Source organism: Siminovitchia thermophila (assembly GCF_016909185.1).
GTDB lineage: Bacteria > Bacillota > Bacilli > Bacillales > Bacillaceae_C > Siminovitchia > Siminovitchia thermophila.
On sequence record NZ_JAFBFH010000018.1, the window covers coordinates 16477 to 41856 of the forward strand.

The 25380-nt window shown below is 40.6% G+C and carries 22 protein-coding genes; 16 read left to right on the top strand and 6 right to left on the bottom strand.

Annotation, left to right across the window (positions count from 1 at the left end):
* Window positions 1-722 precede the first annotated feature (722 nt).
* Complete coding sequence (locus JOC94_RS12995; protein WP_139345621.1) at window positions 723-1730, top strand: hypothetical protein; 1008 nt, start codon at window positions 723-725, stop codon at window positions 1728-1730.
* Window positions 1731-2296: 566 nt separating this feature from the next.
* The gene (locus JOC94_RS13000; RefSeq protein WP_077111480.1) at window positions 2297-3058 is read left to right on the top strand and encodes a MerR family transcriptional regulator; all 762 of its coding nucleotides are present in this window, start codon (window positions 2297-2299) and stop codon (window positions 3056-3058) included.
* Window positions 3059-3260: 202 nt separating this feature from the next.
* Here the strand turns inward: JOC94_RS13000 and JOC94_RS23560 are convergent, their stop codons facing one another.
* Window positions 3261-3569 carry a DUF4288 domain-containing protein gene (locus tag JOC94_RS23560; RefSeq protein ID WP_083717482.1) on the bottom strand — a complete coding sequence of 103 codons (309 nt, stop codon included), beginning with the start codon at window positions 3567-3569 and terminating at the stop codon, window positions 3261-3263.
* A gap of 478 nt (window positions 3570-4047) precedes the next feature.
* On the opposite strand from JOC94_RS23560, the gene JOC94_RS13010 reads away from it, so the two are divergent.
* The 5 genes from JOC94_RS13010 to JOC94_RS13030 all read left to right on the top strand — a co-directional run bounded on the left by JOC94_RS13010 (window position 4048) and on the right by JOC94_RS13030 (window position 8247).
* The gene (locus JOC94_RS13010; protein WP_077111479.1) at window positions 4048-5334 is read left to right on the top strand and encodes a right-handed parallel beta-helix repeat-containing protein; all 1287 of its coding nucleotides are present in this window, start codon (window positions 4048-4050) and stop codon (window positions 5332-5334) included.
* 2 nt (window positions 5335-5336) lie between these two features.
* Window positions 5337-5939 (top strand): nitrous oxide reductase accessory protein NosL, encoded by a 603-nt coding sequence (locus tag JOC94_RS13015; protein WP_171973886.1) that lies wholly within the window; start codon window positions 5337-5339, stop codon window positions 5937-5939.
* A gap of 90 nt (window positions 5940-6029) precedes the next feature.
* Window positions 6030-6854, top strand: a complete 825-nt coding sequence (locus JOC94_RS13020) for an ABC transporter permease (protein ID WP_083717478.1) — start codon at window positions 6030-6032, stop codon at window positions 6852-6854.
* Window positions 6844-7566, top strand: a complete 723-nt coding sequence (locus tag JOC94_RS13025) for an ABC transporter ATP-binding protein (protein ID WP_077111478.1) — start codon at window positions 6844-6846, stop codon at window positions 7564-7566. The genes JOC94_RS13020 and JOC94_RS13025 overlap by 11 nt, the downstream gene beginning before the upstream one ends.
* 273 nt (window positions 7567-7839) lie before the next feature.
* Window positions 7840-8247, top strand: a complete 408-nt coding sequence (locus JOC94_RS13030) for a helix-turn-helix domain-containing protein (RefSeq protein ID WP_077111477.1) — start codon at window positions 7840-7842, stop codon at window positions 8245-8247.
* A gap of 115 nt (window positions 8248-8362) precedes the next feature.
* Here JOC94_RS13030 and JOC94_RS13035 read toward each other — a convergent pair whose 3' ends face one another.
* Both JOC94_RS13035 and JOC94_RS13040 read right to left on the bottom strand, forming a co-directional pair.
* Window positions 8363-9430 (bottom strand): cytochrome c class I, encoded by a 1068-nt coding sequence (locus JOC94_RS13035; RefSeq protein WP_139345620.1) that lies wholly within the window; start codon window positions 9428-9430, stop codon window positions 8363-8365.
* A 1-nt stretch (window position 9431) separates the two neighbouring features.
* Window positions 9432-10766, bottom strand: a complete 1335-nt coding sequence (locus JOC94_RS13040) for a c-type cytochrome (RefSeq protein ID WP_077111476.1) — start codon at window positions 10764-10766, stop codon at window positions 9432-9434.
* A 599-nt stretch (window positions 10767-11365) separates the two neighbouring features.
* Here JOC94_RS13040 and JOC94_RS13045 point away from each other — a divergent pair.
* Entirely contained in the window at window positions 11366-12103 is a 738-nt protein-coding gene (locus JOC94_RS13045; RefSeq protein ID WP_077111474.1) for a GntR family transcriptional regulator, read from the top strand.
* Window positions 12104-12180: 77 nt separating this feature from the next.
* Here JOC94_RS13045 and JOC94_RS13050 read toward each other — a convergent pair whose 3' ends face one another.
* Window positions 12181-12507: a DUF4387 domain-containing protein gene (locus JOC94_RS13050; protein ID WP_077111473.1), complete on the bottom strand. Its 327-nt coding sequence runs from the start codon at window positions 12505-12507 to the stop codon at window positions 12181-12183.
* Between the two features lie 11 nt (window positions 12508-12518).
* Window positions 12519-13898, bottom strand: coding sequence for an acyclic terpene utilization AtuA family protein (locus tag JOC94_RS13055; RefSeq protein ID WP_077111472.1), 1380 nt, complete (start codon window positions 13896-13898; stop codon window positions 12519-12521).
* 305 nt (window positions 13899-14203) lie between these two features.
* Here JOC94_RS13055 and JOC94_RS13060 point away from each other — a divergent pair, with 305 nt between their 5' ends.
* The 8 genes from JOC94_RS13060 to JOC94_RS13095 all read left to right on the top strand — a co-directional run bounded on the left by JOC94_RS13060 (window position 14204) and on the right by JOC94_RS13095 (window position 24166).
* A complete protein-coding gene (locus JOC94_RS13060; RefSeq protein ID WP_077111471.1) occupies window positions 14204-15823 on the top strand; it encodes an N-acyl-D-amino-acid deacylase family protein in 1620 nt (539 codons plus the stop codon).
* A gap of 381 nt (window positions 15824-16204) precedes the next feature.
* Window positions 16205-16963 (top strand): gamma-glutamyl-gamma-aminobutyrate hydrolase family protein, encoded by a 759-nt coding sequence (locus JOC94_RS13065; protein WP_077111470.1) that lies wholly within the window; start codon window positions 16205-16207, stop codon window positions 16961-16963.
* Between the two features lie 92 nt (window positions 16964-17055).
* Complete coding sequence (locus JOC94_RS13070; RefSeq protein WP_077111469.1) at window positions 17056-18018, top strand: ABC transporter ATP-binding protein; 963 nt, start codon at window positions 17056-17058, stop codon at window positions 18016-18018.
* 28 nt (window positions 18019-18046) lie between these two features.
* A complete protein-coding gene (locus JOC94_RS13075; protein WP_077111508.1) occupies window positions 18047-19006 on the top strand; it encodes an ABC transporter ATP-binding protein in 960 nt (319 codons plus the stop codon).
* A 44-nt stretch (window positions 19007-19050) separates the two neighbouring features.
* Window positions 19051-20607: an ABC transporter substrate-binding protein gene (locus JOC94_RS13080; protein ID WP_077111468.1), complete on the top strand. Its 1557-nt coding sequence runs from the start codon at window positions 19051-19053 to the stop codon at window positions 20605-20607.
* Window positions 20608-20685: 78 nt separating this feature from the next.
* The gene (locus tag JOC94_RS13085) at window positions 20686-21603 is read left to right on the top strand and encodes an ABC transporter permease (RefSeq protein WP_077111467.1); all 918 of its coding nucleotides are present in this window, start codon (window positions 20686-20688) and stop codon (window positions 21601-21603) included.
* Window positions 21604-21620: 17 nt separating this feature from the next.
* A complete protein-coding gene (locus tag JOC94_RS13090; RefSeq protein WP_077111466.1) occupies window positions 21621-22523 on the top strand; it encodes an ABC transporter permease in 903 nt (300 codons plus the stop codon).
* Between the two features lie 23 nt (window positions 22524-22546).
* Entirely contained in the window at window positions 22547-24166 is a 1620-nt protein-coding gene (locus tag JOC94_RS13095; protein WP_077111465.1) for an N-acyl-D-amino-acid deacylase family protein, read from the top strand.
* Window positions 24167-24666: 500 nt separating this feature from the next.
* Here the strand turns inward: JOC94_RS13095 and JOC94_RS13100 are convergent, their stop codons facing one another.
* Window positions 24667-25368: an N-acetyltransferase gene (locus JOC94_RS13100; protein ID WP_139345625.1), complete on the bottom strand. Its 702-nt coding sequence runs from the start codon at window positions 25366-25368 to the stop codon at window positions 24667-24669.
* Window positions 25369-25380 lie beyond the last annotated feature (12 nt).

Sequence of the window (25380 nt, forward strand, 5' to 3'; positions counted from 1 at the left end):
TTCTTTTATCTTGTAAAAGTTTACAATGAACTAAAGTGCAGTGTTCATTAACATTTGAACCTATTTCATCATTCTGTGTAATGCCTAAAAAAGCGAACATGCCAATGTTACAGATTTCATACTTGCATTTCTACAGGCGGACGGTTTCCACTAGTCTGCTTTTTCCTCGCCGCTTCGCTTCTGCGGGACCTTCGGCGCAAGCTAATCCCGGAGGCAGGATCTGTCTATATTATTCAGAATATATGTAATATTTGTATTTTAGACTTAGAAAACAATGTTGAAATTCACTAATTTGATAAATGTTAAATCCCTAAAACTAATATAAAACCGAAATATTCAATGCGATTATTAGTTTGTCTGTATATTTCAAAAGTCATCTCTCCGGTTTTTTTGATCAGTCTAATAGACAAAAACCAACTCCATTTCCATCTGGACACGATCAATACAAGTCCTTGCTATAATGCAGTCTATTCCATTATGGCCGAGGTTTTTTAGCGCTTTTTATATACTAGAAATGGTAGGGGGCATTCTCTTTTTATACCACTTTCTATAAATAAATAAAATACAAATTATTAAAAGTTATTAATTTTATTTGGAATTTAGTTTATAATAGATTTATACTTTTAAAATTAGTTTATTTTAAAAGTTTTTACAAATGGAGAAAGGAGGAAAATGTTGTTTAGTGTTGCATGGTTATTATAAAAAATGAGGAGGAATTACAATTGACTTCAAAAATCAGATTTAATAAACTATTTTATTTGCTCATTGTCTGCAGTTTATTTTTGTTTTTAGCGAATACTTCATCAGCCTACGCTCAAGTAAAAAAAGATGGGGAAATGTCTGAAAATTATATTGAATCTTTCTCTGTTCCTCAACCACGTGATTTAACTGATTTAGATCGTTCTTTTCAAATGGAGCAATCGAACAGCATTGAGGGAGCGGAGCAACTTCAATTAACAGAGCCTGACGCTGCGAATCAAAATGGATTGTACTTAAACTTCACTGACTATTTGACAGAAGAAGGACAATATAAATATCTATATCCTATTACTGTTGAACCAGGCCATGTCTTGAATGTACAGTTGGATTCACCAAATTCAAACGAGTTAGACTATGATTTATACCTTTATGAAGTAAACCCTGATAATTTATCTATGACATTGGTGGACGTATCGCAAAATCGTACCTATCTAAACGGCACGGAAGGGACAGCGCCTGAAAACGTAGGTGACTATAACACATCAGAGAAGAAAAAGTATGCCGCTTTTGTCGTTTCTGAAAAAGGTTCGAGTACCGACCAACCATTTACGTTGCATGTAGGTATCAATAAAAATTCGGACATTTATGAGCCAGATGAAAACGTAAGAACTGCTTTGAAGTTCTCGATACCTTCCATCCCCCAAGGACCAACCAAAATTAATATGCGGTCCATGGATTCTTTAGTGGATAATGACTGGTTTTCTTTTACGGTTCCCGAATCTAAGAGTTATGTAGGGATCCAACTGACATTAGATTCTATATCTCAACAGGCAGGTTATAAAGTTGAGCTATATCGACTGGTCAACAACCAATTAAGGAAAGTCCCTATGGATTCCTCAGGTTACGTAACGTATGAAAATCTAATTTCAGGTCAGTATTATATTCGAGTAACCGCAATTGAAAGCACGCAGCTGAGTCAAAAAAATTACACTTTAAGCATTTTGCCAAGTTATATAGTGCTTCACAAATAAAGTCTTGAATATGTAAACTCCATCGTCCTGAGGAAATAGCAAGCATATTACGGTTATTTCACTAAACTGTATTTTGTCAACGGAAAGAATGGGAAGAAACGACGATATTAACAATAAATAAAAGACATATAGAAAAATAAAAATAACCACCTAGGCCAGTATGTTCAAATTCCAAAGAGTCTGCTTTTTGAGATTTAGCAGACTCTTTTTTTCTAAAACTGGCTATACATATTACTACCATTTTTGACTTTTTGAGAATGCAGAAGTTTTGTCGGTTAACGATTCTATTTGCAGCTTTTCGAATAAAAGATGGCCTTATTTTAACCTGAAAATGATCGTACATGGTGATTGAATAAATCTTTGGTAATAAGAAAATGTACGACTCAGCGGAAAAACAAAGGGTTTTTATTTTCAATGGAATATAAAAGCTGAGCCATACAAAAAAAGAGTGAACCAACGTACAACTCTTCTTCTCTTTATGGTATTTATCCCTTGAACCTACAGTAACCGTAGGTTTTATAATGGTGAATGAATGAGATGCCAAAAAAGGAAAGGAGAGATCGTTTATGAGTCGGGAAAAGTTTTATCGTATCGGGGAGTTTTCGGAAAAAACGGGTATTCCAGTTCGGACGCTCCATTATTATGATGAGATGAATTTGTTGACTCCCAGGAAAGATAAAAGTTCAGGTCATCGACTGTACAGTCATAAAGATGCAAGCGAGCTCCAAAAAATTGTGACGTTTCAATCTCTCGGCTATCGATTGGAAGAAATCAAGAAGTTGCTTACGGAGAAATCATTTGATCTGGGGCTTAAAGAAACGCTTCAGTTACAAAAAGAGAGCTTAAAAGCGGAAAAAGAACGAATAGAAACGACGTTAACAACGATTGATCGGACAATGAAATTGTTGGAACAACAGGAAGAGGTGGATGGCGCGGTGTTGATGAGCTTGATTCGGGCCTTCCAAACAGAGAAAGAACAACGGCAATGGGCAGAAAAATCTATTCCCAAAGACGCCCTTGATTCGGTTTTCAGTAAAACAAAGCAAGAGAAACTTGCGCTTGATCAGGCGTATATCGAATTTTGTAAAGGTGTGAAGGAACTTTACGGCCGGCCGATAGAAGATGCGCAAGTTCAGCAATTCCTCAAGGAGTATGTAGAATCGGTTCTCGAATATATAGGGGAAGAGACGTTCAAGCGTTTGCCACCCATGGAAAAGATGCCGAACGATGAATTGGAAAAATGGGCAATTACGCCATTTTCAGAAGAAGAAGAGGAATGGTTGAATCAGGCGCTGGCGTTTTATCTGGAGCGTTACGAAAAAGAGTAATCTTTGTTGCCGTTCGCTTGTTTTTATGAACTTGACATCCACATCAAGAAGCTCGGCTAGTGATGTACAATAAAATGGAGTTGGCTTGCCGCATAATCTAGAGTCAACTCTTGATTCAATCCAGAATGTACCTTGCCCTATCTAAATCTGTTTGCTTCAGCCAATGAGCTATCCTGTTTGGAGAAGGTGATACGAGTTCCTTTCACACCATCTTTTCGTTGTATTCAGCGGTTTGAATGATTACCTTATTCACTCCTCTGGAATATTTCTCGACTATTTCATTAGGAGTAGTACCCTTGGGGCTGACAATGTAACGAGAGTATATTTCTGCTCCATCTCCCAATTTTTCATCAACCTCATAGCATTCTAATAACCTCTCATATTTCCATAAAACTTGTTCACCATAAATGTTTTTATAGGAATGTTCATGTTGGCTTCCGAGTTGCTGACCACTCCATTCGGCATGATCTCGATCTTTTGCTCTAATTAAATAATGTCTTTCTTCATATATTTCTTCAAACTTATGTCCAAGCCTTTTCTAGTTCAGGAGGCACATTTTGTTCACCTGACTTCACTGATTTATACAATAGGCTTACTAGAAACCAATTATCCTCCATTTCGAATATCACCTTCCTATTATCTTTATTCATATTGTTGTCTTTTTAGCTTTCAGTTCATTTCTTTAAGCGCTTTTCGTGAAAAAGTGGGATAGCGGCCGAAATCAAAACTGCGTGTTAGTGAGAAATGAATTTCACCTTCATGATGATCGTTTAACAATACGTATGACAAACAAGTCGATGCTATTTTTTAATCCAAAAGCTTAAAAGTCTCCGGAGTATACGAACAGTAGCATAAGCCGCTCTTTCATGTCTTTGTTGCTATTTTGTCATTTGTTTATCACATTGGCAACATATGTTAGCGATACAGTGTACTTCATAAACCACGACATCAAAACTGTCTAGGGCTGTTTGGAAAGGAAGGAGTGGTTCATGCGGATTTTCATCTTGGCGTGTTTTGCTTGGTTGTTTCTATTGCCGGTTCATTCCGGATATGCCTCGACCTCTTTACAACAACAGATTGACGAGTCTCCGCCATATGGCACCATTTCATTGGATGGTTGTATCTATGAGGGTCCAGTCATCATTTCGAAGCCATTGACGATCAAAGCGACTGAACCGGCCATCATTCAGGCATCGGGCAAACAGCCAGCCATCACGATAGAAGGACAAGGGGTTCAATTAGAAAATATCCATGTGAAAAGCCTGTCTGCAGAGGCGGAAACTGCGGTTAAAATGACCGGGATGAAGCACCAATTACGCGATATGAAAGTGGAAACAAATTCTATTGGCATCCAACTTTTCCAGGCCGCGGATAATGTGTTGGAAAACATCCAAGTGACTGGGCAACCGGAAGCGGAAGGCGAGTTACACGCTTTTAATGGGATTGATCTTTATCAAGCTCATCGAAACACCATTACGGCATCTACTATTCAAAATGTCCAAGACGGCATTTATGTCGACCACAGCCATTATAATGTCATTCAGCAAAATACGATTACATATTCCCGTTATGGTATCCACCTGATGTTTACCGAAGGAACACGAGTTTTGCAAAACAATGCCCGTCATAATATAACCGGATTGATGATCATGGAGTCGGAGCGTGTTGAAGTGAAGGGAAACGATGCGTCATATAATGATAGGCATGTCCATGCCCAGGGGTTGCTTGTATTTAATGTGTTTGATTCGGTCTTTGACTCTAACCGCTTAAACCATAATCGTGTGGGAGTTTACTTGGAAAGCAGTGAGCAGAACCGGTTCATATCGAATGAGATCGCGATGAACTTTATTGGCTTGCAGGTAAAAGAAGCCATTCAAAATACATTAACCGGAAATGACTTTATCGCCAACATTGTTCCCGGCCAGGCATTTGGTATCTTTTCGAATGATGTCCGCAACAATTATTGGGACGATGCCGCCGTACTAGATGTAAACGGGGACGGAAGCAGTGAGCTAAGCCATCCGCTCGATCCCTATTTTTTAACGATTGTGAAAAAAAACCCTGCTTATCAGTTGTTGTTCCATGCCCCGGGAATCACATTGTTAAAACAAGTGTTCAAGGGTGATCCGGAACAGCTGGTTTTTGATGAAGCGCCCCGGGCCAAACCGGTGATGGCGCAAACAAAGTCGTCTGAAACGCGTTATAGCGGGAGAATATGGATGAGCCTGATCTTTTTGTGCGCGAGTATGACCTTTTTTATAGTTGGGAGGAAATGACAATGAAACAAAAACGGATGTATTTATTTATTTTATTGCTGTCCATCTCTATTGTGGCGGCCGCATGTGGAAAAAAAGAAGCAGCGGTGGAGCCAAAAGAAGTCGATGAAGGAGTTGATAAGTGTGACATCTGCCATATGAATGTCGCCGATGATCAGTTTGCGACACAAATTGCCCTGAAAGATGGGGAAACGTTAATGTTTGACGATATTGGCTGTATGGTGAAAGACTGGCTGTTGGAGAATGATGATAAAGAAACCGAAGCCGTGTTTGTCCGTGATTTTGACACGAAAGAGTGGATCTCATATGATGATGCGACATATGTATATGACGCATCTTTCAAAACACCGATGGCGTATGGCATGTACTCATTTAAGGACAAAGCAGACGCGGAAGCGCTCATTGAAAAAGAAGGAAAAGGCCAATTGCTTACGGCAGAAGATTTAAAAAGTCATTCTTGGAAGCGAAATAAGGAAATGATGGATCACGGCCACCAAGATCATGGAAACGGGGGCAGTCATGATCAAGGCGGCGATGAAAAAGAGCAGGGTGATGATCATGAACACGAGGTTCATGGCCAAGATGACGGGGAACAGCACGAATAAACCTTATTGGGGCAACCTTCGCTGCCGAATGTGCAGGGAGGTTGCTGTTGTTGTAAAAAACAGGGTGTTGATGTTGAAGGAGAATAAAGGATGGATATGTTGACCGTTTTCGCGCATGAATGGCGTACTGCATTAAAGCAGCGTTCCTTTTATACCTTTTTATTCTTATTTACTTTTACGTGTGTAATGATCTTTCTCATACTTCATCAAGTTGATGGGATGGCGGGCTATACACAGCTTTCGGCAACCATGATGAACATTGTTCTGTATTTGCTGCCTTTAATGACGTTGTTTTTGGGAGCTTTGTCCTTAACGCAAGAAAAAGAGGATAAGCGCTTTGAATTGGTAATGGCGTACCCCTTAACGACAGCATCCTATATTGTGGGGAAATTTGCCGGACAATATGCGGCTCAGTGGATCATCATTACGTTTAGCTTTGGACTTGCCAACATGATAGGGCTGTTTGCGGGAGTGGCGATGTCGCTGCGCGAATTTCTTTTGCTGTATCTATTTACTGTTTTGCTTGCCGCTGTTTTTCTGGCACTCGGTTTCGCCATCGGCGCTTTTTCCGCTACACGTTGGCAATCCCTGATGGCCGCTGTTGCGGTCTGGTTTGTATTGATCATGGTTTGGCCCTCTTTGCTGATTGGTGTCCTTGGGTTTTTGCCGTTTGGTGTTGTTTCGGCGGCACTACAATTGTTTACACTGCTGAATCCCGCAGAAGTGTTGCGCATTTTGTTTACGAACTGGCTGGGCGGGGGAGCCATTTTTGGCCAACCGTACTATGAATTAATGACCGCGCTCAACAGCCGGATGGGTCATGTCTTGCTTGCCCTGTATGTCCTGATCTTTGTCTCTTTCCATTTAACCGTTGCCATCATGAAGACCGAAAGGAAGCGAAAACATGGGCTCTGACATCGTCGTCAATGTCACCAACGTCGTTAAACGCTACAAACAAACGGAAGTGGTCAAACCTCTTTCCTTTTCCATTAAAAAAGGGGAGGCAATCGCCTTATGTGGAGGAAACGGTGCGGGAAAAAGCACGCTGATTAAAATGATAGCCGGCATTTTACCTCCGACGGACGGCCATATCGAGGTAAATGGACTCAAACATCGCCAACACCGTTATGCTTACGCCGCTTCGCTTGGTTACATGCCTGATGACTATCATTTTCAAGCTGTGGCAACAGTCAATGAATGGCTGTTATATCATGCCAAACTCCGCCGCCTCAACGAGGACCATGTAACTAGCGCTCTGGAAACGGTCGGATTAATCGACGAACGAAAAAATCGGATCGGAAATTTGTCAAAAGGTATGAAACAACGTCTTCTTCTCGCCCAAGCCATCATGGGCAAACCTTCTTTGTTGTTGTTTGACGAGCCGACAAACGGACTTGATCCCCGTTGGATGTCCACGTTCGTCCAGATTATTTCAAAGGTGAAAAAATCAGGAACTTCCGTTTTATTTTCCACTCATCAGCTGGATGTTGCCGTCGAAACCGCTGATATCATCTTCGTCATGAACAATGGGCGGCTCATGAGCCGCTTTGAAGCTTCCCAATACGATGACCAAGATTTAATGCTGGAGTTGTTTCGGCATTGTCGCCCCACCGAATTTTTGGGGTGATGGGGACAAGCGCAAATAACGCATGTTTGTTGGATGAGCCGCTATCGGTATGGGCACTTCGTCCGAAAATTGCTATCAATAGAATACTTGGCGATTGATGAATGGTTGCATATCCCTGGATTATTTCCAGGGTTTTTTCCATTCATAATGAGCAGAGGGCAAGAGTTTTTACCATAAGGAGACAGTATGTAAACTGCTGGTTGACATTTGCAACGTTTCGTTTATTCAATTTATCCTCTGACTTGTGTAGGCTTATGTTATGGAGGTGATTTTTTGGAATTTGGTGATAAACTCAAGAAGTTACGAGAAGACTTCGGCATGTCCCAGGAAAAATTGGCTCAGGAATTGAATGTGTCTCGACAGGCTGTATATAAATGGGAAAATCATAAAGGGTATCCCGATATTGAAAATCTGATTCGGATTAGTGAGCTGTTTGATGTAACCATAGACGAATTGATAAAAAGTGATAGGGACTTGCAGGAAAAAATCCAGATTGACGAAGATATTTTTTTTGAGAGGTTTTCTGATCCGGGGGCTTATATTGGGCTCGTTCTCGTTTTTCTTGGGGCTTTTCTGTTTGAGGGTTCTTTAGCTGATACCCTTACGGTCATCGGCCTTTTATCCATTTTATTTTTAACGGATGTCGTCAGGTCTATTGTTATTCTCTTCCGCCCGGATTGAAATGAAACAATCCGAGAACTATGGGATTCACGGAAACAATCGGCCTTCATCTTTGTGAACAGGGGGAGAAATAACATATTTTTCCCCACCCTGCATTGATGATGTCGGCAATCCGTTACGGACGGTCTGCTTGATGTACTGTCCGCGGATTTTCTTCAATATAAGGTTTCAAATACGATTCTCTTAATTCATGGCGCATCCAACCCATGATGCTGAGCACAAGCAGGAAGGACGATAGTGCAAGCACAAAATAGCGTTTGACATCGTGTTTTTGCAACTTGTATAAGAAAAAGGCCATGGCGAGCGTCAGGAAAATGGATGAAACCAATAGAGTTGTGAGTAACATATCGTCTCCCATATAAAGCAGCATGATAGAACGCTCAAAGCTCAGGAGAAGGATTGTGCCAAACACCAATTGCAGCAGCGTTGCCCAAATGGCCACTTGCAAGCCCAGTTTTTTCCCGTGCTTGTATAGCTTTCCCGTCTGTAGCCTTTCTGTCTGATCCATTGCTTTCATGTTCAACTTTTTCTGTAATCGGCCGTTCCAAAAGTATAGATAAATGCCTGTCACACCAAAGCTGGCCAAAATAAAATGGAAATATCTTTGCCATATTTGCGGGTAATAGAACAGGCCGTGAAAGAATCCTTTGGACCCTTCCCACATTTCCGGATAAAGCATGGAAACGACATTTACGATGAAAATCAGTGGAACGAAAAGCAGTAATAGACTGCCGCTGGCACCTAAGACAATATGAAACGCTTTTTTGAAACCAGTGGCCATACGATCCCACAAAAATTTGTATGCATAAAGGATCAAGAAGGCGGCAATTAAAATGATGATTAGCGAGAGCCACGCTTTTCCGATTAAAATCGTTGAGGCGTAGAAATATTGTGTATAGATGACGCTTATGAGAAGAAGCGGTGCTACACCCAATACGACAGCAATACTTTTTAAAACAGATGTATGATTTGCCAGTTGAAAAGCCGCATCATCAAACAGCTTGTCTTTTTTCTTAATTCCTTTTATTTCTTGAAATACGGCAAGTGCGGAAGAGCCGACTGTAATATTGACAAATAATATATGCAGCAAGAAGCTTAGCACGATTAAAAATTCAAAGAATCCAATGTTTCCCGGAATCGCCAGCTCGATATCTTTGGGTATGATGGAAAACAGGTTCAGCATGTCATTTTCCCTCCGAAACGGCCGTCACCGGCTCTTTTTTAGTCACTTTAGACAAATAATGGGCAAGGGCTTTTTTTTCTTCCTCTGTACCGACAAATGGCGGCATAAACGGCCTTGTCTCATGGAGGGTTTCAATGTAGGAAGCGATGCTTTCCTCATCCCAACCATTCAGCCTATTGGAAAAAGCGCGTTTTTCTCTCCAGCCGTCCACTGTATGACATGCCATACACTGTCCTTTATACAGTTCCATCCCCGCTTGTGCGCGATTGTCTGAAGTGACCTCTTTGACGGGTGAAAAAGTAGAGTGCTTTAAATAGCCTTCTTCACGGTACAAATCTTCATTTTTTGCGAGAACGCCGTTGGCATACATATAGTTGTAAATGATAAATGGCTTTCGTACAGATTCACGGACCGCTTCAAACTCTGCTATGAAGGCCATGGATGTTCCAAAAATCGCCAGTGATAATAGGAGTGGCAGTTTTTTCGGTCTTAACACCATCCAGAAGGCAAAGATGACAAAAGCGGCAAGCCCAAGGACATTCATAATGGTAAATGTATTTTTAGTCATACCAGTTGACCAAACGATCATGTCGTATGCTTCTTGCGGAATGCTTTGCAAATACCATATGCCGGTAATTAATAAGCCTGGCAATGAAATCGCGGTCCAAAAGGAAAAAACGCGGAAAATCTCTTGTTGCAATTCTTTATTTTTAATAAATATTTTAATAGGAAATGACAGCAAAGCGACACCGAGAATAATAGCGATAAATGTCCGAAATGCGAGCGACGGCATATACGTTGGATTAAAGAACGCATTCCAGAAAGACAATGTTTCCGTCCAGCGGCCGGGTGTGAGTTTGGCGGATAAAATACCTGTAATGATAGCGGCCGTAATCCAAGAAAAAATGGCGAGCGCAATTCCAATTCGGTTATGAATGACTTTTTTGGCGCCTTTCCACTTATCCCATGTGAAGTAGTAGATAATTAAAAGGACAACTTCGGTGACAAAAACGATCCATTCCACAAACCATGCCCAGAAAAAGATGCGCAACAATGAGCCGATTGAATCCGGTTGAATAACGGTTGTTGAAAACCAAATTCCAACTCCCGTCATAGCGCCCACTGTAGTGGTGAAAATTAAAACCCATTTACTGCATTTTCTTGCGACTGATTCCAATTGTTCATTGTTTGTGTGGATGGCACGATGCTCCATGGAAACCATCAGCGTCGTAATGCCAATGGCCACTCCGTGGCTGACGATGACGTGAACAATGGCAATAATGGCTATGACTGTACCGTTGCCCAGCCAGGGAAATTCCACAACAGGAAAGTTCATGCCTGTTCCCTCCTCTGATGTATTTGCCCCCATTGTAGGCAAAACTTGTGTGGTTTCTGTTAAATTGGGATGGCATACACAAGGATATTCCGTGAGCAATTGGTGAACTTGAAAGCCCTGGATATGATTTAATCTTGCTTTATTTCCAGCGTCTTTTATGGGGGACGCACTAGTGTAAAATCAGGGGGATTTTGACTCTATATTTCAAGGAAGAATTTGCTTTTTCCAGGAAATGACCTTGGACATGTTTTCATAGAAAAGCCTGGAAGGAACGCATCTGCGGAAGTATTTCCGGTGGCGGGAAAGACCGCTAATCGTTGGATGAGCTTTACGCACGGGAGCTGGGAAATAGGAGGACCGGAGTGGAGAAAATCCGCGACAGCCAAGGCGGATTTTGTTAATACAACTTCTTTCAGAATGTATCCTGCATTTCAGAAGCAGCGGGCGGCTATTTCACAACTTATATTTTCTATAAAGTGAATATGGAAGTTACATGGAATCATTGAAGATCATTGATGATAAATCTTTTGAAGTGTTTTTTAAAAAGGATCTGGTTATAATAGGTATTGTAAATAATATAAAAGATGGGAGCAGAGGTTATGTTAAACCGGAACGATCCAATACCTCTTTACGAACAGTTAAAAAGTATTATTGAAGATGATATAAAGAATGGCAAGTTGCGGTATAATGATCAAATTCCCTCTGAAAGGGAACTTTGCCAGCAATTTAATGTCAGTCGAATAACCGTTAGACAAGCGATTTCGCTTGCGGAAAAAGAGGGGTTGGTTCAACGTCTTCATGGTGTTGGGACGTTTGTGGCCAAACCAAAAATTCAACAAGAGTTGACCACTATCAATAACTTTAAATCCACATTAGAAAAGCAAGGACTTTTAGCTTCTACTCAATATCATGACTCAAAGGTCATTTCGAGTGACTTCCAGCTATCCCGATTATTGCACATAGACGTAATGGATAAAGTGTTAAACCTGCAATTGGTCGGGTTGGGTGATGACAGTCCCATTGTTTTTTATAACAGCTACTTTGAGTACAATATTGGCATGAAAATCAAGGAGTCCGCAGACTTGGCCATTGAAAAAAATATCCCTTTTTCTACTTTGGATCTTTATGAAAATGTAGAACTTGCCCCCACGCATGTAGAACAAACATTTGAATCGGTGGCGGCTAATGAACATGTATCTGACATTTTACATGTTGAGACGGGGTTTCCTCTTTTACGGATCACTTCAATTGTATTTCAAGACACACTACCTTTGGAGTATAAAGAATCATATTATAGAGGCGATAAATATAGATTTTTTATCACCCGAAAGTGGTGATGTATCAAATGAAAATAAGTACAGCAAGACATTCAAAGGCTCTTGCTGTACTTTGATGAACCCGGGCTATCTTCAATTTATTGTTCTACAGGTATTTGTAAATCAAGCAGTGGCGGATATTGTTGAGAACCAAAAATGTCTCCATCACCAGGGCTGCCGCTCGGTTGTTTTCTTAAAATGGTAAATTTAATGGCATTGGCCGGATCGTATTGGACGAAGTCAGTAATGATATGTTCCGGGATCGCGTATAATTCCGCGATATTTTTTTTCGTAATGACATTGCTGTTACATACTTGTTTGTATAGAGCGGGATCATCAAAAATAATATCAAATGTAATTTTATCGGTTCCCGCGTTTTTAGACCGTATTGTTTTGGCCAACTCCTGCAATGGCTTTGTTTTCACGCTAATCACTCCTATACGTTTATACTTGCGTTTACTTCTTCGATTTCAACCTTAAAAAGTTCCAGTGGATCCGCAACAGGAACTGTATGATTCATCGTCCATTCATATGTTCTTCCCGCATAAAGGACATCGTCTATTAAATAGGCCGCTGTTCCCGCCGTCCCTTTCACTTCAGGCAGTTTTGCATAAAATATTTGCCGCGTTGCAAATAATGTAAGCTCTTCAGCAACAACTTTTGAATCAGTGACTCCTTCCACAACAATACCTAGCTCATGTGATTTTATTTCTTTAACAGGTTCCAGATCACCCATTACCCCATTTTTTCCAAAAATCCGGAAATTCAAGTGGTAAGGAATACCGGCAAACTCTTTGGCTGTTTGTTCATGGGCAAACTCAATGACTTGATTGATATTTTTGATTGTATAAGGATCGCGGACTCCGGCAATACCGATAAATTTTTCTCCCACAAGGCCGCTTCCTTCCAACTTTACTTTGATGTCACCTTCAATCGGTATGTATTTTGAACCGGTAATCCGGCAAGTCTTTTCGTCAAACTGTTCATATTGGCAATTGGTCATGTCTAACATGCCGCCGGCAAAATATTCAAAATACGGATTGGAGCGTTCATACATTGCATGGCCGGCGACAGAAGCAATCGTACATCTTTGATCGGGGTGCATGGCTGTTACTTTCACGTCATCATGCGTGATTGTCCCTATGACACTTTCTTTTGCTCCATATGGTTCGGCGCAAAAAGACGCGCACTCCAACACTTTACCCAAGTAATAAGCGTGTGATTCCGGAAAGCCTTCGCGAATGGCCGGTGCCGCAAATACAGCGACATCGCTTGAACGTCCGCCAATCACCACATCCGCTCCCATATCTAATGCCTTAATGAACGGGTGAATGCCGGCTACTGCTACAATTCTGTCTGTTTGATCAATATCTTTTTCCGTTAAGTGAGGCCGCCCATCCAACCCTTCAATTGTCACTTCACTACCAAGCTTATTGTATAAGTAAGGCTTTTCAACTTCGGAATAAAAATAGCCGATCTTAAAGGGCGGCAAATGATGCTCTTTTGCCAAATCTTTAATGATTTGCACATACATATCCACCCGGCTGTTGGCCCCAGTATCGCCAGCGGAACCAATGATCATGGGAACCCCCTGTTTCCTAGCGGCCAACAACATTAATTCGAGGTCATGTTTCTGCCATTTATACATACTTACCGATTTGTCCGCTCCTAATGCGGATGCACCGATATCGTCACTTCCGGAATCTGCGCAATAATAGTCGGGGCAAGTTTCCACCGCCAGCTCAAAACTTTCTTTTTTGGTGGGGGCAAACCCAAGATGCCCATTTGGGCTGACAATTCTTAATTCTTTTTTCAATGCAATTCCTCCTTTTAGCTCAACTTGTTATAACCTCTGGAATACAGCATAAGCATTTGTCTTTTATTTGTCAAATTTTAATTAATTTATGTAAATAATACGGTGAATTCACGTTTTATTGCTATAAATAACAGGTGAATTAGATGGGAATTCTTTATTTTAACGATATATTTATACATCAAAAAAGTTGTTGTTGACCTACTTGTTATAATGTGGTTGAATAGTGGTATTAAATTTTTCTCGCGTTGGATTTAAAGAGTAACAAAATGACTACCCAAATAGGATGTAAAGAGGAGGTCACAAGATTGTTTGATTTAGTGATTAGAAATGGGATCATTATTGACGGTACTGGGACAAAAGGCTATGTATCCGATTTAGGAATAAAAGATAATAAGATTGTTCAAATAGCTTTGGATTTACAAGCTGATGCAAAAGAAACGATTGATGCGCGGGGACATATTATTTCTCCCGGTTTTATTGACATCCACGGAAATTCAGATTGGACATTGTTTATTAATAACAAGGGAGAAAGTAAAATCAGGCAAGGAGTCACAACGGAAGTACAGGGAAATTGTGGTTTTTCTGCCGGACCTGTCATTGCTGCACGTAAAAATGATCTGATGAGTTATTTGTCGAATACAGTTTTGTTGGATGAAAAGACGAAGGAAAACTGGAATTGGGAAAGTCAAGCGGATTTTATGAAGTGTGCCATAGAAAAGCAGGGAATTCCGTTTAATATTGCGCCTTTGGTGGGGCATGGCACTTTAAAAGTGTCGGTAATGGGCTTTGAAAAACGAGAGCCTACAAGGGAAGAGCTGGATGAAATGCTTCGGCTTTTAAGACAGGAATTAGAAAGCGGTATCTTTGGATTATCTTCAGGGCTGGAGTATGCCCCGGGGCTGTATACAAGTAAAGCTGAACTCATTGAGCTTTGTAAAGTAGTAAGTGAGTTTGACGGTGTATACTCCACCCACATGAGAAATGAAGGAAGAGATGTTTTAGAAAGTATCTCTGAATCTATTTCAGTTGCAAGACAATCGCAGGTTTCGTTGCTGATTACTCACTTGAAAGCGGCATATCGGCCTAATTGGGGAAAGTCGAAGGAAGCCTTGCAAATAATTGATGAAGCGAGGAATTCAGGAGTTCTCGTGGATTTTGACATATATCCTTATGCTGCTTTTGGAAGTGGATTAATTGATTTAATTCCTCCATGGGCGAAGGAACAGGGTGCTGTCAAGATGGCTCAGCAGCTCAAAGATGCTGATTTTCGGAATCGAGTCGTACAAGACATGAAATCAGAACATAGTGATTGGGATAATCCGCTCATTGGAAGTAGTTGGAAAGATATGAGGATCGCGCTCTTAAAATCAGAAAAGAATCAAAAGTATGAAGGCCGGAATCTCGCTCAAGTTGCGGAAGACATGGGAGTCACGCCATATGAAGCCATTGTTAACTTATTGATAGAGGAAGAGGGCGGAATAAAGGCCATATACTTTGCCATGAGTGAGGCGGATGTAGAAGCTTTCATGCAACATGAAAGGGCAATGCTATCGAGTGACGGCAGAGCTGTTGCTCCGTATGGGGAACTAGGAAGAGGGGCGGTACACCCGCGGTATTATGGGACTTATCCCAAAATTCTGGGTCATTATGTTCGAGAAAAACAAATCCTGAGTTTAGAAGAGGCCATAAGGAAATGCACGTCTCTTCCGGCACAAAAAATGCAAATACAAAAACGGGGACAATTAAAAGAAGGATATTATGCCGATATATGTATTTTTAATAAAGATACGATTATAGATACTGCCACATTTGAAGACTCACATCAATACCCGCAGGGGATAGATTACGTGATCGTAAACGGGGAAGTCGTAGTGGAAAATGGGAAGCATACTGGGAGCTTGCCTGGAAAAGTGTTAAAGCGTTAAAAATAGGGCTAGGTTGGGTTGGAGGATCACATACGACTTCAACCCATTCATATTTACGATATTAGTTTATGGGTTGCGTCGTTTTAGTGATCTTGGAGATCGTTTCGAAAAAATAATTGACTCCAATAAATAGAATATGGTTTAATAGAGGTAATAACCACATGTTATTAAGTGCATTTTTGTTATTACGGGATATAACAACTTTTATTCTCTCTTCTTCTAATAGATGGTTTTAGTAATAAATTTATATATTTTGACTATTTTATCAAACATGCTCCGAAATCTAATGTAAGAAAAGCCAAATGTATGATCGAAAATAGCTTGGGATGTAATGTAAGGGGTTACTTATACATTCCATTCCAAAAGTAAAGGAGAATTAAGATGAGACCAGTTATTGGAGTAAGCGCGGCCTGGAGTAATGAAACATGGCCAAAGAAGAAGCATGAGCAAGATTTTATACCTGATTTTTATTACATAGGACGTTCATACATCCATGCGATTTGCCAATTGGGGGGCATTCCTTTTATTTTGCCTCCTCAGAGTGTTCATGAAGAAGAGGGTGTCATCAATCAAATAGTGAATCAATTAGACGGTCTTTTGTTGTCAGGCGGCGGCGACATTGGCATCAACCCTACTGATGAATACGTGCCCTATTTGATTGAGCAACAGAGACATCGGTATGAATTTGAATCTGCACTCATAAAGGAAGCTTGGCTAAAGGACCTGCCAGTAATGGGGATTTGCCGGGGCCATCAAATGATTGTGGAAGTTCTCGGCGGCGAAATTACAAACCAACCAATCAAAAACCATTCAGGCAAAGACGGTATAAGTGACTGGGACATCGTCGAAATAATGCCGAATACCTTATTGGATGAGATTACTGAAAATAAGGAATGGAAAGTAAATAGCTACCATACCCAAGCGGCAAAAAAACTTCCTGCATCATTGAATGTTTCGGCAACTAATCAGACTGATGACATCATTGAAGCAGTGGAAGCTCATGACAAGACATTTTTTGTCGGTGTACAGTTCCATCCGGAACAATTAATAAGCCGCGATAACAATTCGATCAGTTTATTTCAACGCTTTATAGATGAAGCTAAAAACGAGGCAATGAAGAAACAGTCGATTCACAAGTAAATTATTTGATATTTTTGTTATTTTGGTTTGTTGAACGACGATAGACTAGCAAAAATAACATCAAAATTTCTGAGAGTTAAGTAGGGATAAAAATGGAAGAACCAATTTTGGAAATAACAAATTTAACGACTTCTTTTTATCGAAAAAAAGAACTTCTACCAGCAGTAGATAATGTAAGCTTCAGCATTTCAAAGGGGCAAACCGTATGTGTGGTGGGAGAGTCAGGATCAGGTAAAAGTGTAACAGCTTTATCCATCATGAGATTGATTCCAGAGCATGCCGGGAAAATTACAGGCGGGGAAATCGTCTTTAAGGGCAAGGATCTCTTGAAGCTCTCCGATAAAGATATGCGGGCTGTTCGCGGGAACAGGGTTTCCATGGTTTTTCAGGAACCGATGACTACATTGAACCCCGTGTTTACCATCGGGAATCAGTTAATGGAAACGATTATGATGCATCAAAATGTGACGAAAAAAGAGGCCATGGAAAAAGCGCTGGAAATGTTGAAAAAGGTCAATATACCCTCTCCAGCACAAAGGCTGCAACAGTATCCTCATCAACTTAGTGGAGGGATGAGACAGCGAGTTGTGATTGCGATGGCGCTTGTGTGCAAGCCGGAGTTGTTAGTAGCCGACGAGCCTACAACCGCTTTAGATGTAACAACACAAGCCCAAATTTTAAAGCTTATGAATGATCTAAAATCACAAACCGAGACTGCTGTTCTGTTTATTACGCATAACATGGGCGTGGTTGCCGCCACAGCAGATAAAGTCATCGTTATGTATTGCGGCAGGATTGTGGAATGTTCGGATGCGAAAACCATATTTAAGGATCCGAAGCATCCTTACACAATTGGATTGTTAAAGTCTATCCCCAAAATCGCCGAACCTCAAAAAAAGTTGTTTTCAATTAAAGGTTCTGTCCCTGCTCCGGGACAAATAAAGAAAGGATGCAGGTTTCAATCGAGATGTGAGTTAGTAACAGAGCAATGCAGATTGGAAGAACCCCCGTTAATTGAGAAAAATGGCAGCTTGGTAAGGTGTTGGCAAATATGAGAGCAGGTGGTACGGTGTGAATTCTAACATGTTGGAAGTAAAAGATTTAAAAGTTCATTTTCGGATAGGCAAAGGATTACTACCCAAGCAAGGGAATTATTTGAAAGCGGTTGATGGGATTAGTTTTGATATAAAGTATGGTGAAACATTGGGGTTAGTCGGTGAAAGTGGATGTGGCAAATCTACTACAGGACGAGCCATTTTGGGGTTATTAAAAGAAAGTAAAGGGGAGGTATTGTTTGAAGGTAAGCAATTATTAACGATGAAAAAAAACGGCTTAAAAACAGTACGAAAAGATATGCAACTCATTTTTCAAGATCCCTATGCATCTCTAAACCCCAGGCTGAAGATAGGAGATGCTCTTGAAGAAGTCTTGATCGTCCATAAAATGGGAAATAAAGAAAGAAGGAAAGCAAGGGTAGAAGAATTAATGGAGATGGTAGGCCTAAATAAACATCATTTGTCGAGATACCCTCACGAGTTTAGTGGTGGACAACGTCAAAGAATTGTCATAGCAAGGGCCCTCGCCGTTAATCCAAAATTTATCGTTTGTGATGAGTCTGTATCTGCATTGGATGTCTCCGTCCAATCTCAAATTATTAATTTGCTGGAGCGGCTTCAAGAAGAGCTAAATCTGACGTATTTGTTTATCGGGCATGACTTAAGTGTCGTGAATCATTTTAGCGATAAAATCGCTGTCATGTATTTAGGAAAAATCGTAGAAATGGCCGAAAGTAATGAGTTGTTTGAAAATCCTCGCCATCCTTATACAAGAGCTCTTCTATCTGCGGTACTACTGCCAGATCCAGAATTAATGCAAGACTTATCGGTAATAGAAGGAGAAATTCCAAGCCCTTTGTATCCACCTTCGGGGTGCAGGTTCCATACACGCTGTAAATTCGCTACTGAAAAATGCGCACAAGAGGAACCTCTAACAAGAAAGGTTGATGACCATCACTTTGTAGCTTGTCACTTCAATTTAGACTGAATCTTTTTAATATTATTAAAAATATAAGGTGGGAGGTACTAAAAATGAATAAATGGATGTATCCATTGCTGGTTGCTGTTCTCATTGTATTCATATCGGGGTGCTCAAGTAAGGCAAACAAAGATACCAAAAGTAAAGACGAAAAGAAAGCATTAGTAATCGCTTATGATCGGGATGCCGAAACATTGAATCATATAAAAACAAGTGATTATCATAATGCCTTAACTTATATATTTGACAAATTGGTTAGTAGAGATAATGATTTTAATTTTCATCCTGGATTAGCCGAAAAATGGGAAACGTCAGAAGATGGTTTAAAGTGGACATTTTATTTGAAAAAGAACGTTACCTTCCATGATGGAAGCAAACTTACCGCACATGATGTTAAATGGACCATTGATACGATAAAAGATCCTGAAACGGCATCCCCTGCTCAAAGTGAATTCGAACCCATAAAGGAAATTGTGGTCGAAGACGACCATACTTTGTCGATTTTACTAGATAAGCCTTATCCTAATCTGTTGTTTAGACTTTCCAGTACAGCAGCCGGAATTATCAGTAAGGACGCCTACGAAAAATGCGGCGATGAGTATGGCAGTAAATATGCGATTGGAACGGGTCCGTATAAATTAAAAGAATGGATCAAAGGCGATAAAATTGTTCTGGAAAAAAACCCCGATTATGAGTGGGGTCCAGAATGGATGGAGAATAACGGCAAACCATTGATAGGTGAAATTGTTATGAAAATGATCCCGGAAGAGAATCTCCGGATGATGGAGCTTGAAGCAGGTAATGTTCATATTGTGCGGGACTTAACACCAACGATGATGGGAAGTATCGAAAAAAACGCCGATATCGAGATATTTACCGGTGGAGCCCCAAGGCTTGGATATCTTGCCTTTCCAACAGATAAAGAGCCATTTAATGATGTAAAAGTACGTCGCGCTTTAAATCATGCTATTAATAAAAAAGAAATTATTGATCATGTTTTTAGAGGACATGCCGAGGTAGCTCACGGTTATTTACCTCCCATCTTAAAAGAAGAATATTACGAAGGCAGTGAAAAAGATGGGTACGAATATAATGTCGAAAAAGCAAAGCAGTTACTGAAAGAAGCTGGCTATGGGGATGGTTTAACATTAAATCTCGCTGCTGAAAATGCCAGCAATTACGGAAGGCTTGCCGAGGTTCTGCAGGCTCAGCTATTGGAAGTCGGAATTAAAACAGACATTCAATTGTACGAAAGTTCAAGCTACACAGATATGTTAAAGGAAGGGAAGCAGGAACTCTTTCTAAGAATGTATGGTTGGCAAAATGCCGATATACTAGATTGGTTTTTATCATCAAAACAATTCCCTTTTCCCAATCATTCCAGATGGCAGGATCAGAAAACGGATGATCTGATACAGGCTGCTGAACAAGTACCGACATGGGAAGAAAGAGTGAAAGGCTATCACGAAGTACAAAAATATTTAATCGAACAAGCCGTTTGGGTTCCGATTTACATTCCAAGTAATAGCATAGCTGTCAGAAAAGAAGTACAGAACTTCAAGTTTGATCCTATAGCCCCCGACTATAACGATGGCGTCTATATGGAGTAGAGCGACAATATGGATATGGCCGAATGAATTTGTATTAATTTGTATTCGGTCATCTCTCTTATCAGTTGAGGTGAAACAATGGTTAATTACATCGTCAGAAAAACTTTTTTAATGATACCCGCCTTATTTGGTTTAACGATTATCGTTTTTATGATATTGCATTTATCACCCGGCGACCCTGTCGATTTAATTGCTGGACCGAATGCGCCAGCAGAGGTGCATGAAAACATTAAGAAAGACTTGGGGTTAGATCAGCCCCTTCATGTTCAATACTTTACTTTTATTGGTCATCTATTTAAAGGTGACTTAGGAGTTTCAATTCTCCAAAATAGGCCGGTTGCGGACATTATTGGCGAACGGCTCTTAGTAACCTTTGAGATCGGAATCTATGCCTTGATCTTTTCCTTTGTTGTCTCCATTCCTATCGGCGTCGTTGCGGCCATTAAGAGGAATACACTGGCAGATTATGCATCCATGACCGGTGCATTAATTGGCTTATCATTACCGACTTTTCTGTTTGGCTTATTGCTTCTATACTTTTTTGCTTATAAACTTGGCTGGTTTCCTCTATCCGGTTATGGAACATACAAGCATCTTGTGCTTCCAGTACTTACTGTCGGATTAACAGATGCTGCAATCACCGCGAGAATGGTGAGATCCAGCATGTTAGAGGTGATTAGGCAGGATTATATCAGAACGGCAAGGGCAAAGGGATTGGAAGAGAAAAGCGTCATCTTTAAGCATGCATTAAAAAATGCGATCATCCCGATTATCACTTTGTTCGGAATGAGACTTGGTTTAATTTTTGGAGGCTCTGTCATCATTGAAACAGTATTCAGCATCCCGGGCATCGGAAAGTTAATGGTTGACGCAATATTTTCCAGAGATTATCCAATCGTGCAAGGCTCGATGCTTATTTTGGCCGCTTTAGTGTTGATCGGAAATCTCATAACCGACATTTTATATGCTGTTTTTGATCCGAGAATAAAATATTAATGGGGGGTGGGAGATAGATGAAAGAGAACTATGTTTTTCAAGACGACAGTAAGATTGCGCACGTCGAAACTCATTTCGAAACGAATAATAATATAGAGTTTGTGAAAAGACTATTTTCAAATAAATCGGCTATATTTGGGTCAGCCGTTATATTCATTGTGGTCATTACGGCCATATTTGCACCTGTCATTGCTCCTTACCCTTACGATTATATAGATTTGCCTAATATGTTACAATCACCCAGCGCTCAACATCTTTTTGGGACGGATGATTTGGGTAGGGATATTTTTAGCAGAGTTATCTATGGAACAAGAATTTCCTTAGTCGTAGGCTTTGGTGTCATCGCCATTTCGCTTTTGATCGGGGTGATCCTCGGAGCGGTCTCAGGTTATTTTGGGGGCCGCATTGATTCCATCATTATGGGCATGACAGATATTGCTTGGTCTTTTCCTGTAACACTGTTGGCAATTGCCATTATCGCGGCATTAGGGCCCAGCTTGACAAACTTGATCATTGCGATGGCTTTGGTGAGCTGGTCGAAATATACACGCTTGATTAGAGGCGAGTTTCTGTCTTTACGGGAGCAAGAGTTTATTGAAGCGACAAGAGTATTGGGAATGGGTCATGCAAGGATTATTTTTAAACATATGTTACCTAATGCGCTGGCACCTATTATTGTTTTAACGACGATGGAGTTCCCTATCGCCATTATTGCTGAGGCTTCCTTAAGCTTTCTGGGGCTTGGAGCCCAACCACCCACCCCGAGCTGGGGAGCTATCATTAGCGGAGGAAGGTCTTACATTTTAGAAGCACCTTGGATTATATTCTTTCCTGGTTTTATTCTTGCGATATTAGTACTGGGCTTTAATTTATTTGGAGATGCTTTGAGGGATGCTTTAGATCCACGGTTAAAAGACTAAATCACTCTTAACGGGAGGCCGTTATGCTGGATGTATTGATCAAAAATGGGGAGATAATTGATGGAACCGGTAAAAAGAGATATAAAGCCGATATTGGAATCGTTCAGGACAAAATCGTTGAACTTGGCTTTAATATAACTCAAAAAGCCGGAATCACAATCAATGCTTCGGGTCGCATCGTAGCTCCGGGCTTTATTGATATACATGGCAATTCGGAATGGACATTGCCTGAAAATAATAAAGGCGAGAGCAAGATAAGACAGGGAGTAACAACAGAGGTGCAAGGGCATTGCGGCTTTAGTGCGGCTCCAGTGTTAGAAAAAAACCGCGACAATTTGCTGAGTTACTTATCCAATACGGCGATACTTGACGAAAAAGCCAGGCAGGAATGGAATTGGCCTAGCCAACATGAGTTTATAAACCAAAAGATTGGCGCGAATGGAATTCCTTTTAATATAGCTCCTCTTGTAGGACATGGGACCATTAAAGTTGGTGTAATGGGGTTTGATAAACATCCCCCAGCGCCAAGTCAAATGAAACAGATGTTGGATTTATTAAAATATGAACTTGAACAAGGTTTATTCGGAATGTCATCGGGCTTACAGTATGAGCCCGGATTTTATACGAGTGAAAAAGAATTGTTAGAGCTTTGCAGTTTGATCGCCGCATATGATGGTATTTATACGACACACATGAGAAATGAAGGGAGAGATGTTTTTAAGAGCATTGCAGAATCCATAGAAATAGCAAGGAAGACGGGAGTTTCTTTATTAATAACTCACCTGAAACTTGCCCATCGGCCTGATTGGGGAAGGGCGCAAGAAGCGCTTGCAATGATAGATGAAGCTCGCGCCGCTGGTGTCAATGTCGATTTCGACCTTTATCCTTATTCCGCTTATGGCAGTGGATTAATGGATGTCATTCCACCATGGGCCAAGGAAAAGGGCGCTATACATATGGCACAACTTCTGAGGGATCAAGCGATCCGGGAAAAAGTGATCGAAGATATGAAAAGAGAACATGCTGAATGGGACAATCCAATGGCAGGAAATAGTTGGGAGCATGTAAAAGTCGCTTTGCTAAAGACGGAAAAAAATAGAAAGTACGAGGGTAAAAATATTAATGAAATAGCGAGTGACATGGAAGTATCTCCTTATGAAGCAGTCATTCGCCTTTTGATCGAGGAGCAAGGCGGGATTAAATCAATTTATTTTGCAATGAGTAAAGATGACATAAGAGATTTTATGAAACATCCAAGAGCCATGCTTTCCAGTGATGGCAGGGCGGTGGCACCATATGGAATATTAGGAAGAGGAGCTGTTCACCCGCGGTATTATGGTACATTTCCCCGCATACTGGGAAGGTATGTTCGTGAAAAGAAGATTATCAGTTTAGAGGAAGCCATTAAAAGAATAACCTTTTTGCCCGCGACGAAAATGAAAATGAATAAAAGAGGAATCATCCAAGAGGGATACTACGCGGATATCACCATTTTTGCCGAGGATGAGATTATTGATGTATCAACATTTGATGATCCCCATCGATATTCTAAGGGTATAGACCATGTTTTGGTTAATGGAGAGATCGTGATTCGAGGTGGGAAACACACTGGTCAGTTGCCGGGAAAAATTCTGAGTCGCTAATGATCGTTCAGTTACTTGTTTCATAGGCATTAAACATGAATCCGGTGGAAGGGGCATTTTCCACCGGATATTTTTTTCAGCCTGTAAGGTAAGAGCTGATGAGGCCGATATATCGTTGGGTCAAAAAACGATCATTTTGCTACAGGGAAGAGCAGCTTCATGCCATTTTTTATATTGCCTTAAAAGCAATTTTAAAGGAGAAGGTTGGGGCTGTCTAAAAAGTCCAATTTAGAGCAAATGCACTAAAATATAAAACCCAAGAATGTTGATTTTACGGAAACTTGGGTTTTGTTTTTTTAGTTTTCAAGCTGCGATGTTACTTTTTGGACGGCCTCGTTTTACAGCTTTTAGGAACGAGCGAAAGGTTTGTTTGTACTTTAGGTGATCGATGTCTTTTTCAGATTCTCTTCAATTAAAAGGTCATCGAAAGATTTTCTTGATTCAATTTGTGGAAGTGCATGGAACCCATATTAAAGGTAATATCCCATAACTAATTTACTTTATATTTTGCCGTACACAACTTTATAATGATCCTCGTCCTTTTGTAATGTAAATCCGAGCCAGCCCTCCTTCAGTAATGTTTGTTGTTCTTTGATCTTATTTATTGAAAGAGCCTTAGTGTCAGTCCAATTTTCGCAGGCGTTTTCATGTAATTTTTTTACAAGTACATAGCGTAGCCGTCCTTGATATTTTTCTTTTAAGGCAGCAATCACCATGCCCTGGGCTAGTTTGTCTTTCAAGCTGGGAATGTTTGAGGGCATGACCGTACAGCAGACGTATTTAAATGAGTGATCAAGAGCCGACAGTTCATTCATGATCAGCTGGGCCAGTTTTTGCTGCAAGCGGTTGCCGCGATAGTCAGGGTGAACGTTGGATATTTCTTGATAAATAACAGTTGGCAATTCTTCTTCTTTCAATCCGACATCAAGCCCCAAATGTTCTGAGTCATCGCTTGGAGGAATCAAAAGGGCGCGGAAAGCAATCAGCCTGTCGTCGGCGAAAGCACCAATGATCATCCCCTTGCCATCCATAATGTACTGATATTCATCATAAGAAAGCGGCTGCAATATATCCTGGTTGTCAAGTGTTTGCACAACCAATTCTTGAAGTTGCAATATATGCTCTATATCGTCCATAGTCAGGTGACGGACTTTATATTGCTTATTATTTGTAGCCATTACCCCTTTATAAAAATAAGCCACCATGTACTCGCT